13 protein-coding genes are annotated in these 14,623 nt (G+C 58.2%); 7 read left to right on the plus strand and 6 right to left on the minus strand.

Going from position 1 to position 14,623, the window contains the following annotated elements; genetic code table 11:
* The first annotated feature begins 84 nt into the window (after positions 1-84).
* From ACNKU3_RS07770 to ACNKU3_RS07790, 5 genes are all read left to right on the plus strand, one after another.
* A complete protein-coding gene (locus ACNKU3_RS07770) occupies positions 85-1,278 on the plus strand; it encodes a hypothetical protein (RefSeq protein ID WP_418258851.1) in 1,194 nt (397 codons plus the stop codon).
* 98 nt (positions 1,279-1,376) lie between these two features.
* Positions 1,377-1,508 (plus strand): hypothetical protein, encoded by a 132-nt coding sequence (locus ACNKU3_RS07775; protein WP_418258852.1) that lies wholly within the window; start codon positions 1,377-1,379, stop codon positions 1,506-1,508.
* Between the two features lie 278 nt (positions 1,509-1,786).
* Entirely contained in the window at positions 1,787-3,769 is a 1,983-nt protein-coding gene (locus tag ACNKU3_RS07780; RefSeq protein WP_418258853.1) for an alkyl sulfatase dimerization domain-containing protein, read from the plus strand.
* A gap of 339 nt (positions 3,770-4,108) precedes the next feature.
* On the plus strand, positions 4,109-5,149 hold the full coding sequence (locus tag ACNKU3_RS07785) for a metallophosphoesterase family protein (RefSeq protein ID WP_418258854.1): 1,041 nt from the start codon (positions 4,109-4,111) through the stop codon (positions 5,147-5,149).
* Between the two features lie 136 nt (positions 5,150-5,285).
* A complete protein-coding gene (locus tag ACNKU3_RS07790) occupies positions 5,286-6,332 on the plus strand; it encodes a DUF1214 domain-containing protein (protein ID WP_418258855.1) in 1,047 nt (348 codons plus the stop codon).
* 201 nt (positions 6,333-6,533) lie between these two features.
* Here the strand turns inward: ACNKU3_RS07790 and ACNKU3_RS07795 are convergent, their stop codons facing one another.
* Positions 6,534-7,619, minus strand: a complete 1,086-nt coding sequence (locus ACNKU3_RS07795) for a tyrosine-type recombinase/integrase (RefSeq protein WP_418258856.1) — start codon at positions 7,617-7,619, stop codon at positions 6,534-6,536.
* A gap of 258 nt (positions 7,620-7,877) precedes the next feature.
* Here ACNKU3_RS07795 and dusA point away from each other — a divergent pair, with 258 nt between their 5' ends.
* On the plus strand, positions 7,878-8,816 hold the full coding sequence (dusA, locus tag ACNKU3_RS07800; RefSeq protein WP_418259033.1) for a tRNA dihydrouridine(20/20a) synthase DusA: 939 nt from the start codon (positions 7,878-7,880) through the stop codon (positions 8,814-8,816).
* Between the two features lie 48 nt (positions 8,817-8,864).
* On the opposite strand, the gene ACNKU3_RS07805 is transcribed toward dusA, so the two are convergent.
* Positions 8,865-9,860 (minus strand): enoyl-CoA hydratase/isomerase family protein, encoded by a 996-nt coding sequence (locus tag ACNKU3_RS07805; protein ID WP_418258857.1) that lies wholly within the window; start codon positions 9,858-9,860, stop codon positions 8,865-8,867.
* Between the two features lie 288 nt (positions 9,861-10,148).
* Between ACNKU3_RS07805 and tal the strand changes: the two genes are divergently transcribed.
* Positions 10,149-11,102 (plus strand): transaldolase, encoded by a 954-nt coding sequence (tal, locus tag ACNKU3_RS07810; protein WP_418258858.1) that lies wholly within the window; start codon positions 10,149-10,151, stop codon positions 11,100-11,102.
* 10 nt (positions 11,103-11,112) lie between these two features.
* On the opposite strand, the gene ACNKU3_RS07815 is transcribed toward tal, so the two are convergent.
* The 4 genes from ACNKU3_RS07815 to ACNKU3_RS07830 all read right to left on the minus strand — a co-directional run bounded on the left by ACNKU3_RS07815 (position 11,113) and on the right by ACNKU3_RS07830 (position 14,623).
* Positions 11,113-11,595, minus strand: a complete 483-nt coding sequence (locus tag ACNKU3_RS07815; protein ID WP_418258859.1) for an STAS domain-containing protein — start codon at positions 11,593-11,595, stop codon at positions 11,113-11,115.
* Between the two features lie 4 nt (positions 11,596-11,599).
* Positions 11,600-12,784, minus strand: coding sequence for a PP2C family protein-serine/threonine phosphatase (locus ACNKU3_RS07820; protein ID WP_418258860.1), 1,185 nt, complete (start codon positions 12,782-12,784; stop codon positions 11,600-11,602).
* 183 nt (positions 12,785-12,967) lie between these two features.
* Positions 12,968-13,723, minus strand: a complete 756-nt coding sequence (locus tag ACNKU3_RS07825) for a VacJ family lipoprotein (protein WP_418258861.1) — start codon at positions 13,721-13,723, stop codon at positions 12,968-12,970.
* 117 nt (positions 13,724-13,840) lie between these two features.
* On the minus strand, positions 13,841-14,623 hold the full coding sequence (locus ACNKU3_RS07830; RefSeq protein WP_418258862.1) for a DNA-binding domain-containing protein: 783 nt from the start codon (positions 14,621-14,623) through the stop codon (positions 13,841-13,843).

The raw sequence follows: 14,623 nt of genomic DNA on the forward strand, positions 1-14,623 counted from the left end.
GGCTTTCGCCATGTAGTTTCAATGCCCTGAAGGTTAAGACAATTCCCCGGGAACCAGCACCGATCACAATGGAGGAATCAGTGCATGTGGCATCTATCCACCAGGCAGCTGGCAGGTCTTGCCCTTCTGGCCGCGATAACACCAGCGCTGCATGCCGAGGATTGGACAGCTGTCACCGGCCGTCAGGCCCTGACCGACCTGGTCAGCGGCGCCACCGCGGAGATCGAGGTACAGCCGGGCCGCACGGTAACCGGTTACTACTCACCTGACGGTACCGCGCGTATCGAGGCCTGGGGTGAAGTATTTCGCCGGACCTGGCAGGTCGAGGGCGAGGATCGCGTCTGCTACACATCCGCTGAGAAGCAAACCAACTGTTTCACCTTTGAACAAGATCGGGATGATCCGCAGCACTACCGGGTGCGCAATGTGATTACCGGCGAATTCGCCCATTTCCACCTTGCTGGCGACAAACTGGCCAGCGGCAAGGAGGCGGCCCCGGGGGGGCTGGCCAGGCCATCCGCGGAAGAGATCGCCGCCGAGCTGTCCAATCCCAACACCGCCATGGGCACGATGAATTTCAACATCGATTACATTGCCTATGATGGCGACATTCCCGGTGCGGGGAGCCAGGAGGCCACCCGCCTGCTGTTCCAGCCCTCGCTGCCCTACCCCCTGGACGAGACCACGAACGTATTCATGCGGCCGGCGATCCCGGTGATCGTCAAGCAGGATGTACCGTCGGGCCCCGGCCGGTACGACGAGGTGACCTGGGAACTGGGCGACATCGGTTTCGACCTCTCGCTGGGCAAGACACTGCCCGGCGGCATCGTTCTGCTGGGCGGCCTGACGGGTACACTGCCGACGGCAACCGACGACAATGCCGGTCTCGACCAGTGGTTGCTGGGGCCGGAAGCCGCCGTCGCCATGGTGCGCCCCTGGGGCGTGCTGGGCGTGCTGGTCACGCAGCAATGGGATGTTGCCGGCGAGAACGATTACGACACCAATGTGACAGGCGGACAGTACTTCTACACTTTCAACCTCGGCAACGGCTGGCAGATCAACGGCTCGCCGACGTTTTCCTACAATCATGAAGCGCGTAACAGCGACAACAAGCTGACGTTCCCGCTGGCGATCGGCTTTTCCCGCACCCTGTTCCTCGGCGGGCGTCCGTGGAAGTTCGGCGTGCAGTACTGGCACTATCTGGAATCCCCGGACGACTTCGGGCCGGATTACCAACTCCGCTTCAACGTGTCCCCAGTCGTGGCGCTGCCATGGTAGCTGAGCTAGTCCGTATATCTACGGGCCGAATTGTCTTATTCGCTTTTCGATTTCTCTAGTTGTCGAGTTTCCATATCGCCGCGGAGAAACCGGAGGAGGTGCCGGAGAAAAACTGGCTACCTATCAAACGCAAGGATGAAGACCTCAGCGCCAGTCTGCTTGTCTATGTGCCGGATATCGAGATGATGAAGTCCTTGGCTCCACCTAAAGCCGAAAAGCTGAGTGAGTAGGATGCTCCGGTGAGTTCACAAGTTAAAGGACGGAATCACTTTGCAGAAGAGTTGGTAGGTTAGGTCCGCAACGAGGTGGAAGCGGGCCCTTTGTAGTTCATGGGCGCAGATCACTTGCATCGACCAATTGACCCGCACCTAATAGTGGACACGCTGTCGGCCGAAATTTGTGCCTAAGAGGCAGTCTCTCAACAAATCAGCTTTTCCACTGTCAATCGACAAACTCAAGATAATATCTATACTGGATGAAAGTATACTGCCGAGAAGGAGACGTCGGAATGACAATAAAAACCGGCAGGAATAACAGTGACGGTCTTGATGCGCATACGGGAGGCTCCGACCAAAACCGGCGGGAGTTCCTGACGGCGGCAACCTTGATTGCAGGCGGTGTGGGTGTATCTTCACTGGGGTTCCCGAACATTGCCCGTGCGGCATCATCAACCGTGGAAAACATTGAGCGATCTGGCATCGTGGAGAACATCGCCCGGGAGGAGGCGATGACCTTTGCTACGAACCGGTACATGGGCGCGCCGGTTGCCATGATCGAGGCACAAAATGGCGCCATCACCAATAAAGAGTTGCTAAGTCGAATTGGCGATTTCAATTGGGTCGAGCCAACTATTGAAAACCCGGTCGAGGGAATTTATGTGCTAGGCGGTTACAGCCTTGCACCGATGGCTTTTATCGAGACCGAAGATGGCCTTATTGCCTTTGACACGGGTGACACCAGGCACGACGCCGAACTCAATATTCAAGCCATCCGTACCGTCACTGACAAGCCTTTCAAGGCGATCATCTACGGGCATTCACATACCTGCTACGGGGCCGCGGTGCTGGCCGAGGGCAACAACGACGTCATGGTCATCGGCCATCCAGGCCTCAACGACGTGGTTAAGGAGAATGCTGGCGGTGCGCCGGCGTTCTATCCCGAGGTCGGCCCCTACCTGACGGCGCGCGCAGTCGTGCAGTTCAACGGCTACATGCCGAAAGAAGGTCCCGATGCATACGTGGTCCCGACCAATCTGTCCGAGATGGACACCTCGGCCTTCATTCCGGTCAACCGGCCGGTGCAGGACGGCGAGGAACTCACGGTCCTCGGAGTAAGGATGCAGTTCTTCACCAAGTATGGTTCGGACGATAAAGTCCATACTACGATCTGGCTGCCCGACCGCAAAATTCTCTTCACGACCATGCTGTGGAGTGCTCCGCCACAACTGTACTCGCTGCGTGGTGACGTGTTCCGGGACCCGCGAATCTGGATCGAAGGACTGAAGTTCAACCGGGACTTGAATGCCGATGTACTGATTTCCGCGGCCTGCAAGCCCGTCGTGGGGGCCGGGAAAATCCGCGAGACACTGGAGCAGTATCTGGATGGCGCGAGCTTTGTGCTCGATCAATCCCTGCGCGGCATCCTTGGGGGCCTGGGGCCGGACGACCTGCGTCACTTTGTCAAATTTCCGAAGTACCTCGATGAAGCTCCGATCAATCTGCAATCGTACGGCGAAATTTCCTCATACCCGCCAGCGATTTACTACCAGACAGTAGGTTGGTATGACAATGATGCGGCGAATCTGAAACCTCTCGCGCCAATCGATGAGGCGCAGCGACTGGTACCGCTGATGGGCGGCCGTGAAAAGGTGCTTGCAGCGGCACGAGCTGCGCTGGATAAAAAGGAATTTGCCTGGGCCGCGAAACTGGTGAATCAGCTTTACCTGATCAATGACCAGGACAAGGAAGCACGTCAACTCAAGGCGGAGTGTTTGCGCCAGATGGCTTACGTGTCGACAGGCGCCAATGATCGCGCGCACCTGATGTCACAGGCACTCTCCCTGGAGGGCAAGATTAGCGTTGCGCGTCTCATTCCACCGCCACCTGAAGCAATCGTCGCCGCACCAGCCATGTTTGTAGATTACTTCCGTGTGCGGATCGATCCGGAAAAAAGCGGCACGACCAATAAAGTAATCCGCTTCGAGTTCGCAGACGGGACCAGGGCCGGACTGCATGTGCGTCGAGCTGTTGCTGAGTTTGTGGCTGACCCGGATACGTATCAACACCGGGCTGAAATCACCCTGGTCATGAGTGGCGAGACCTGGAGCAGGCTCTATCTGAGCCTGGCAAAACCGGAAGAATTGATTGAGCAAGGCGAGGTGAAGGTCAGGGGGAATGCAACCGAAGCCGCACGCCTGCTCGATCTGTTTGACCGCTATAAACCCGAGAAGGCCGTCGTGGTTCCGCCAGCTCTATATGGCCGTGCCAGATGATTAATCGGTTCCAGGAGCAGCCAGGCCTTGCGGTTAGCGGTAGCTTTTCCCTGGTTAATCCATGTCTGCAATGAGGCGTAGGCGATGCACCAGATTATATCGGGCGTAGAATATTTGCAGAAGGTGGCTTGGGCCTGGAAGCGATCATTATCTGGCTATACTGATTCCGTTAGGAACTTTTTCCGACAACTGGCCCGGTCAGGCGCCCGGGATTGACGCAGGTCAATTCGAGCATTTGTGCTCTCCTTACAATACTGTTGCATTACTTTGAGCAGTTGAGGCCGCAGCTGTTACCGGCCACATAACATTCCCGTCACCCCATAAAGGAGCAAGGACGTTATGAGAGTCATCGAAACCACCACCATTCTTGTTATCACCCTGCTTGCATTGGGCTGCGCGACGCAAGAGCAGACCTCACAAGCGTCGGCGTTCTCCTATGAATCCGATCGCCTGGCCAGCGCACAACCATGGACGGCCAGAGACTTCCAGAACAACCCCAACGACTTCCAGTTTATGATCGTCGGCGACCGAACGGGGGGGGCCAATGTGCAAGGCACATTTCAAACGGCTTTGCCGCAAATCAACCTGCTACAACCAGAATTTGTCATCAATGTCGGAGACCTGATCGAAGGCTATAGCGATCAGCCTGCCGAATTGAACGCCGAGTGGAATGAAGTGGATTCAATGCTTGGTGAGCTCGATATGCGATTCTTTAAAACACCGGGCAACCACGACATCGCCAACACTACAGCCAAGGAGGTATGGCGGGAACGTTACGGAGCGACTTACTACTACTTCATTTACAAGGACGTGTTATTCATGGTGCTTGATACCGAGTACAACCGGCCTGCACCGCCGCCTGACATGAAGGAAAAACTCGAACTTTACAACAGGCTGCAGGTTGAAGACCCCGCCAAAGCTCAAGCCATGCTGGCGGAATTCATGTCCGATGAATCAGTCATAGCGGGTCTCAGCTCTCCGGTCGAGTTTGACGAACAGCAGCTCACCTGGATCAGGCAGGCGCTCGCGAAACATCCCGATGTTAAATGGACTTTCCTGTTCATGCATGAACCTTGCTGGGAAAATCCGTCGGCCAGCTTCCAGTCAATTCAGGCGATGCTCAAGGGAAGAAAGCACACCATGTTCGCGGGGCACCTGCATTACTATGATTACGACAACATTGATGGTGTTGAGTACATTACGATGGGACCCGTGGGTGCATCGTTCCATAAGGAGGGCCCCGGCAACGTCGATCACATCATGTGGGTGACCATGACCGATCATGGGCCGCAGATGGGCAATATAGCACTGAAGGGACTGTTCGATCGCAAAGGGTTGGATCCGAGCATGTTCGGGGCGTATGACCGAAAGGGACAATAGGCGGCGGCTCTGAACGCCCGGACGGATGAGGGGAGATAAAAGCCCAATCCGTTAAAACTGAATGCGTCATGAGGCTAAGTTAACAGCTTGGGATATATGTCCCCAATCCCGCTGAGAACATTTACAGGAAAAGCAAATGAAACGACTGGCACCACAAACCATTAAGACACTCGCGCTCCTTGCCTCGATGAGTATCGTAATGACTGCCGCTACCGCCAGCACCAGCGCATGTGCCGACGAACCGGTTACCGTCGATAACTTCGTGCGCGCCGAATCGGACCACATGTTCCGCAACAATATGAAAACGTTTCATACAAAAGTCGGGCAACTTTTCCATGTGCGTAAGCCCACGACACCGGACGAACAGCCGGTCATCCGCATGAATCAGGATACGCTCTACTCCGCAGTGGTCCTCGACCTTTCCCGCCCTGTAAAGATTAAGCTGCCGGAGATCGGCGGCCGTTATATGTCCATGCACGTGGTAAATCAGGACCATTACATGTTCGTCGAATCGGAGCCGGGAACCTATACGCTGACGGAAGACCAGGTAGGCACACGTTTCGCCTCCGTCACTTTCCGGACCTTCTACAATGCCGGAGACCCCGATGACCTCACCGATGCCCACGCCGCCCAGGACAAGATTGCGCTCAGCGGTGGTGGCGACGGTCCATTCGAAACGCCGGACTGGAATACCAGGGACCTGGCGGTTGCACGCAAGGCGCTGAACGATCTGGCGGTGCTCGGCTTTGACACGACTTACGCATTTGGGCGCAAAGAGGATGTCAGGCCGGTGGACTACCTGGTCGGCGCGGCGGCGGGCTGGGGCGGTTTACCGCGAACTGCCGCCTTCTACATTTTGGGCAGCGTTGACAAAAACGACGGCGCGATACCGTACGAGGTGACCGTGAAGGAGGTGCCGGTAGATGCATTCTGGTCCATCACGGCCTACAACGCCGACGGGTATCTCGAAGCGAACGACCTCGGCGTAAACAGTTACAATAATTTCTCGGCGAAGAAAAATGACGACGGGTCGTACACAATCCGCTTCGGCGGCTGCGACGACGACAAGGCGAACTGTATTCCAATCACTCCCGGCTGGAATTATGCCATCCGTATGTACAAACCTCGCGGGGAGATTCTCGATGGTAACTGGACCTTCCCGAAAATTCATCCGGCGGAATGAGAGAAAAGGATATCACCATAAAGCGCTTCGCAACCCCGAATCTCCGGCCAGGGAGATGTCAATCCCATCCAGGTAGCTGCGCGAGAGGAATACAGGCGAGGCGGACGGGCCACCCTCGACAACTCCGACGACTTCCGCTGTGAGGTAGAAGCGGTCAAAATTTTCGGCACTTTTATCTCCAAATTTTGACAACGCAGGCTTTCAACTGCATAACCACTTCCATTTTTCGTATTTGTTGAATGATTCAACATGCTCTAGATGAGCATAGCGCTGTAACGAACCCCAACTTTTGTGACCGGTTACTTTGCTCACTCGCGGGATATCCAATCCTTTTTCAAATAACCAACTTGTGGCTTCATGGCGCAGGTCATGTAGGCGTAAATCCTTTATTCCAAGGATTTTGCAAGTCCGAGCGAAGTTCGCACTGACAGATCTTTCGTCGTAAGGAAATATGCGAGACTCCCCCGCCTGTTGATGCTGCAGGTTCAAAATCGCGACTGCCTGATCCGTGAGAATCGTAACCACGTTATTTCCTCGCTTCTTACGAGGGTCTTTCATCTCGCGTACAATAACCGAATTATCTTCGACGTTATAATCCTGCCATGTGAGTCGACAGGTTTCCGCGATCCGCCGGGCACTGAATATTTGGAATAGTATCAAGTCTACCATCGGTATCGTTTGTCGACCGTCTCGTTGCGATACGAATTCCAGGATTTGTTCAAGCTCCTCAAGTTTTGGCCGACGCGTTCGTTTTTCTGATTTCCCGATAATATTGTGGGCCCTGAGCACCTTGTTCGCGGCATCGATGGCCTCTAGGGAGAACGGGAAGCCCCAGGCTCCTATCGCCACCTGTATTACTATACGCCACCAAATCAGGTCGTTTGCTGCTGGGGATGGTGCCACGCCCGTATTCCGCCGCATCTTGATGTGGGCAATAAAGTCTTTCGCCTTTAGCCGAACTACCGGTATGCCCGCGATGCTGTACCCCATCAGATGTCGCAGATCGGACGCCTTCGTTCTTCCCCAGCCACTTTCTTTTTCGAATTCGCAGATATAGCGCTCGGTGAGCTGGGCAAGAGTCACATTCGCCTGCTTGTGCGAGTACACCTTTCCATTCATTAAATCCAGCTCTCTTCTCCTGGCCCAAGCTTCTACATCTCGCTTCTTGTAGAGTTCGGTCTTGAACGCTTTAGTTTCTCGGTGCTGGACTCCGCTATGTGTGTACTTGATCGACACGATCCACGACGATGATCCGCTCTTGTTTTTGCGTAATGCGATAGAGGCCATACTTTTTCCGGTATAATGATGTGCTTAAACGGTATTTTTGAAATTTACCGGATACTAGATTGTTTAGCCAGTATTTTCCTGAAATATTCGGGCGGATTACCGTTGAAATAGGGCTAAAATACGCCCGAAACACATAAACAAGGGGCAATAACCGAGTCGATACAGCCAGAATACCGGTGTATCATATATTTTGCTAATTGGTTTTTATCAATGAATTCAAATACTTATGGATTCCATCGCTTTTGTATCGCTCCCATGATGGACTGGAGTGATCGCCACTGCCGCTACTTCTGGCGCCTGCTGACCCGCAACGCCCTGCTCTACACCGAGATGGTCACCACCGGCGCGCTGATCCACGGCGACCGCGAACGCTTCCTGCACTTCAACCCGGAAGAGCACCCGGTAGCGCTGCAACTGGGCGGCTCCAACCCTGCCGAACTGGCACAGTGCGCGCGCTGGGCACAGGAATGGGGCTACGACGAGGTCAACATCAACTGCGGCTGCCCCTCGGACCGGGTGCAGTCCGGCATGTTCGGCGCCTGCCTGATGGCGCAGCCGCAGCTGGTTGCGCAGTGTGTGCAGGCCATGCGTGCGGCCTGCGAAATCCCGGTGACCGTGAAGCACCGCATCGGCATCGACGACATGGAATCCTACGACGAACTCGCCGGCTTTGTCGGCACTGTCGCCGAGGCCGGCTGCGAGGTGTTTATCGTGCACGCGCGCAAGGCCTGGCTGCAGGGCCTTTCACCGAAGGAAAACCGCGAGATTCCGCCCCTCAACTACCCCTGGGTATACCGGTTGAAACAGGATTTTCCCGACCTGGAGATCGTGATCAACGGCGGCATCCAGACCCTCGACGAATGCGAGGAGCACCTGCGTCACGTCGACGGCGTCATGCTCGGGCGCGAGGCCTACCAGAATCCGTGGCTGCTCGCCGAAGTCGACGCCCGCCTGTTCGGCGGCGAGGCCCGGGTCGAGTCGCGCGAAGCGGTGATCGACGCCCTGCTGCCCTATGTGGAGCAACGGCTCGCCGAGGGCGCGCAACTCAACCACATCACCCGGCACATCCTCGGGCTGTTCCAGGGTGTTCCCGGGGCGCGCAAGTTCCGCCGTCACCTCAGCGAAAACGCCTACAAAAAGACCGCCGGTATCGACGTGCTGGTCGCCGCCAGGCAACAGCTGCTGAGCGCCGCATAAAAAAAGGGGCGCCGCATGGCGCCCCTTTTCCTGCAATTCGCCCGGACCTCAGGGCTTCTTGCGATTGGAGTGCGCCAGGCGCCACTCCGGCGGATACAACATGTCCACGTCCTTGACCACGTTGTTGAGGCCGCGTTCCTTGAACACTTCGTCGCCGAGCACCACGTCGTTCATGCCCTTGTCTTCCTTGACCGCGGGCAGCATGCCCTCGACCCAGGCACTGACCAGGCTGCCCATGTATTCACCCTTGTGCTGCTTGAATACTTCGAAGAAGGTCTTCTGCACCTGCACGGTGTCCACCGGACGCGAGGTTGCACAGGCCAGGGCGTACTTCATGGTTTCCTCTTCCAGCTTCTCGCGCGGCACCACGCTGTTGACGAAGCCGATGTCATACATTTCCTGCGCGGTGAAGGGCCGGCCGGTAAACATCATTTCCATGAACTTGCGCACCCCCATGGTTTCGCACCACTGCCAGATACGCGGCGCCCAGCCCACATAGCGGAACGAGGGGTGGCCGAACAGGGTATCGTCGGAGGAGACGATCAGGTCGACGTCCGCCGCCTGGTAGAAGTGCCAGCCGTAGCAGTAGCCCTTGGTTTCCAGGATGCTGATTTTCTTGAATTCCTGCAGCGAGCGGTTGCCCGCCGGCGCCTTGGCGTATTCGTCCACCAGGCTGTGGATGAAGCGGAAGGAGTTCTTCGGCGGGTATTTCACATCGGGATCATCGATACCGAATTCGGGCAGCAGGGATACATCGCCGGAAGACTCGGAGAGCATCTCCGCCTGCTCGGGGAGGTCGCCGCCGGCGCCAAAATTGTTGCCCTCGCCGCGAATCACCAGCACTTTCACATCATCATCCACGTTCGCCTTGTGGATGAACTCGCCGTAGAGCTGGCGCATACCGATGTTGGTGGCGTTCTGCTTGTCCGGGCGATTGAAGGTGATGGTGGCTATCTTGGTTTTCTTGTCCTTCTTGTACTGGATCCAGCCATTATCCAGTGCCTCTTTCTTCAGGGTGACGTGGTCTCTCAGTTCTACTGCCATCTGGGTTTCTCCCTCTGTTTATATTGGCTAACGGGATCGGGCTACCGCCCGTTGCGGGACAACCGAGTATGCCTCAACACCCTGGCCAAATCTTGACATTAGGTGTCAGTTGGCCGGCGCTGGCTGCAGCAACTGTCGAATGCCGCCTGCTCCCGGAGGAACTCGAAATTGTCCCAGACAACAATAGCCTGTTTATCGCGGCCCGCCAGGGATTGGACATCCGCGCGGATACCCGCGATCATGGTGCGCGCTCGAATTGGACGCTCCCCAACGAAGACGGACAGTGGTATGACCAGCAAACTCGAACAATTGAAATCGATGACCGAAGTGGTAGCGGATACCGGCGATATCGAGGCGATTCGCCGCTTCGCGCCCACCGACGCGACGACCAACCCCTCCCTGCTGCTGAAGGCCGCCGCCCTGCCCCACTACGCCGAGTTGCTCGACGGCGCCAAGCACTGGGCCGCCGCCCAGGGCGGCAGTGGCGCGCAACAGCTGGCGGATTGCTGCGACCGTTTTGCCGTGGATGTGGGCCGCGAGATTCTCGCCATTATCCCGGGGCGGATCTCCACCGAGGTGGACGCCCGGCTGTCCTTCGATACCGCGGCCACCCTCGACCGCGCCCGCCGCATCATCGGCCTCTACGAGGAGGCCGGCATCGGCCGCGAGCGCATCCTGATCAAGGTCGCCTCCACCTGGGAGGGCATTCGCGCCGCGGCCACGCTGGAGCGCGAGGGCATCAACTGCAACCTGACCCTGCTGTTCGGCTTCGCCCAGGCCGCCGCCAGCGCCGATGCCGGGGTCTTCCTCATCTCCCCCTTCGTCGGCCGGATCCTCGACTGGTACAAGGCGAACACGGAACTGGTGATCAACCAGCCCGCCGATGACCCCGGGGTACAGTCGGTGGCCCGCATCTACAATTACTACAAGCAGCACGGCTACCAAACGGTGGTCATGGGCGCCAGTTTCCGCAACACCGGGGAGATCGAGGCACTGGCGGGTTGCGACCGCCTGACCATCAGCCCCGCACTGCTGGAGGAACTGTCCACTGATAGCGCGGAGCTGCCGCGCCAGCTCTCCCCGGAGCAGGCGAGTTCAGAGATCGAAAAGCACAGCCCACTGGAAGCGGCGTTTCGCTATGACCTCAACGCCGATGCCATGGCCACGGAGAAGCTGGCGGAAGGGATTCGCAACTTCGTCGCCGACCAGGTCAAGCTGGAGCAACTGATCAGCAGCCGCTGACCAGAAAGGATCAGCCCTGTTCCAGGGCCACCATCAGGTCGCGGAAACGCGAGCGGTTGGCCTCGGACAGGTCCATCAGCACGCGGTGGGCTTCGATGATCTTGTCGCGCACCGCTTCCTCGCTGCCCCGCACCCGGGGTATCTCAGAGAGGTTTTCCGGGCTGTCGCAGGGTTCTTCGTGCAGTTCGAACAGGCTGAGGAAACCCATACTGCGGAGCAGGCGGTTGATGCCCGCGTCGTGGGAAAAGATCGCCGGCTGGAAACCGAAGCGGTCGCGGGCGGTGATGGCGAGCTTGGCGAGCAGGCCGAGGGTGGTGGAGTCGAGGCCCTCGGCGGCCTCCAGGTCCACCCACACACTGGCGAAGTCCGGGTCGTCGAACATGGCCTGGAAATAATCGTCGATGGTGTTGCACAGGGTCAGGCGGACATCGCCCTCAAGGCGTATGACGTAGGCGCCATTGTGACTGGCTGCAAGAAACCGCCCGTCCTGCATGTTCTCAGCCTCGCTTGCTGATAAACAGAGCTGCGATATCATCCGGTGCTGCTTCCAGTCGGTCAAGTCCCAGGCGGGTCACCACGTCTTCCGGTGACTGGACCCCATCCTCAAATTCGGCGAGAAACTGTCTCTCTTTCTCGATCAGGTTGCGCGGCGGCAGGATTTCCAGGATCCCGTCGGAAAACAGTGCCAGCAGGAAGGCATCGGGCAAATCGATTCTGGTCTGGTGGAAACTCGGCTCATCCATGATCCCCACGGCGGAGCCTTCACCCTGCAGGTAACGCGCGCCACCTGCCGATACCAGTACCGGCTGCGGCAGGTGACCTGCAGTACTGTAGCACAAGGTATTGGTGCTGGTATCCAGGACGCCGACAACCATGGTGGCGAATTTGCCCACCTGCAGTTCCTTGATCTCCCGGTTGGCGCGCTGCAGCATCGCCACCGGGTCCAGAATGGTGTCGTCCCTGCGCCGGAAAAAGTCCGAACGCTTGCGGGCGAAAAGGTTCTTCAGCAAAACGGTGGTAAAAGCCGAGGAACTGCCATGCCCGGAAACGTCGGCCATCACGAATGTCACACAGTGATCCCCGACGGTGAAATAATCGGTGAAATCGCCGCTCAGGTAGAGCGAGGGAATAACCCGGTGGCTGAAGCTGTAATCCCCGAGCACCAGTGGCGTTGCCGGCAGCATCCGCATTTGCACCTGCCGCCCCGCCTGCTGGTCCTGTTCCAGCACCTTGATGGTGCCGCGCAGTTCGATATTGGCCTGCTCCAGGTTCTGCTGGGAGACCTCCAGTTGGCGCAGCACTTCGCGCTGGCGAATGCAGCGCTGCAATGAGCGGTGCAGTGCCTCGGCGTCGTCGATGGGGTGAACGAAAAAATCGCTGGCGCCGAAGCGCAGCGCTTTCATCATGCGCTCCGCCTGGCCCTGCTCGCTGAACAGGATGACCGGGATCCTCGAATCGGACTCTTTCAGGGTGCGCCGGGACTCATCCCAGTCCAGCCCCTGCATATCCATATCGCAAAGGATCACGTCGATATCGGCACTGTTGGCACGCAGCAGCTGCTCGGCATCGACGATGTCCGTACTCACCCTGGCGCTGAACCCGACATCGTCAACCAGCGCGGCGAGCACCCTGGCCCGGGCGGTATCGTGATCGACGATCAGGACATTTCCGGCGGTTTTCATGTGCTGTACAACTCGGCCCGATTGCAGCCGACACTACGCCGATCACTGGCCGCAGGCAACGCCGGGGCAAACAGTTTGGGCAGGATTTCACATTTTTGCGCGCAGTACAGCGCCGCGGGCCCGACCCCGCCACCAAGGCCGCGACGCGGCGCATGCGCGGCACTGCTGCGGGGGCGAGGCGAACTAGAAATCTTCCCAGTTCTCGTCGCTCTCGCCATAGTCGGAAAAGTTGTCCTGTACCTTGCCGTCGTTGACGAAGGTCTCACGGCTTTGCAGGTAGGCATCACGCAGGAAAATGTAGCGATCACCGGTAATCAGTTCATCGGTATTGAGCAGGCGTGCGCGACCGTCCACCAGCTCCAGGCCCCACAGGGAGTTGCGCAGGCGCACGTTGTCGATGTACGCGGGCACTGAGGTATAGGTATCGAAAATGGTGCCGGCGCCACTGCGGAAAGTCCGCGGGCCGAACAGCGGAACCATCAGGAAGGGGCCGGAATCCACCCCCCAGATGGCCAGCGTGTGGCCGAAGTCCGTGCGGTAGGGGCTGATACCCAGCGGGGTGGCCACATCGAACAGGCCGGCGATTCCGAGCGTACTGTTGAGCACGAAGCGTCCGGTGCACTGGGCGGCATGGATGAAGCGCCCCTGCAGCACACTGTTGATCGCCGCGTTGACGTCGTACATATTGGCGAACATATTGCCCACGCCGCGCTGCGCCACGTCCGGCATCACCCAGTCATAGCCCTTGGCGACCGGGCGCAGAAACCAGGTATCCAGCGTGTCATTCAGGGCAAACATCTGCCGGTTGAATGACTCGAAGGGATCGACGTTTTTTTGTTCTGTCGCAACTACCGCAGGCACGCCTGGCTCTTCCGCAACGACTGGCGAAGCGGGCACGAGCAGGGCGAGCAGCAGGCAGATGATACGTCCGTGGGTCATCAATAACCGGGTCCCAATTTTTGGATGGCAAATGTTACGCTGCCGGTCTGACCGGGGCAAGCACTGGGCCTGGGCGGAAAATTACCGGTACTGCCACACTTGCAGGTGCCGCCTCTTTCAGTGCCGGACTCGCGGGCCGGCATTCTCCCCGCCCTCCGCCAGCGGCAGGATCACCTCGGCTCGCACCAGCATATCCAGCTGCTCGACTACCAGTTCGTGCACCTGCTCGACTTGCATACCGAGCTCCGCCGCCAGTTTTTCCACGATCACGACGGTGGCTTGGCTGTTGTCGCGCAACAGTTCCAGCAAGCGCGCAGTCGCCGCGGTCAGCGCCATGAAGCGGACTTCGTCGCCGCGGTTGCGGTAGACCGCCAGCCAGGTCGGCTGCGGCTCGCGGGGCTGATAATCGCGGCCGATGAGGTGGACCGGATACTGGTAGGCCAGTACCCAGGCCAGCGGCGACAGCTGCAGTACCTGACCGGTCAAGTCCCCTGGCGGATGCGCCGGCGGCAGGTCGAGGTCGAGGTCGAGGTCGGCGATATCCAGTGCCAGTTCGACCCATTCATAGTGGGCGAGTTCCACCATGAAAGGCGGATCACAATCCCGCGGGCGGTGCTCTTCGATGAGAAACTGCAGAAACTCCTGGCTGATCTCGGGAAACAGCGGCGAGCGGCAGCGGTGGGTATCCATGAAGGCCCGCACCAGCGAGTGCCAATCCTCCGGCAGGTACAGGCTGTGCAGGACGGGAAAGCCGCTGCGGATAAAATTCTCGATGTTGTTGTAGATCAGGTCCCGGTAGACCTGCAGCCGGCGCTCCTCGATACCGGCCGGTGCCGGATGCCGCTGCGGGTCGCGCAGGTGCGCGGCCATGGCCAGCTGTGCGTCCCGCAGGGTCGACAT

This window comes from Haliea sp. E17, assembly GCF_048323675.1.
Classification (GTDB): domain Bacteria; phylum Pseudomonadota; class Gammaproteobacteria; order Pseudomonadales; family Halieaceae; genus Mangrovimicrobium.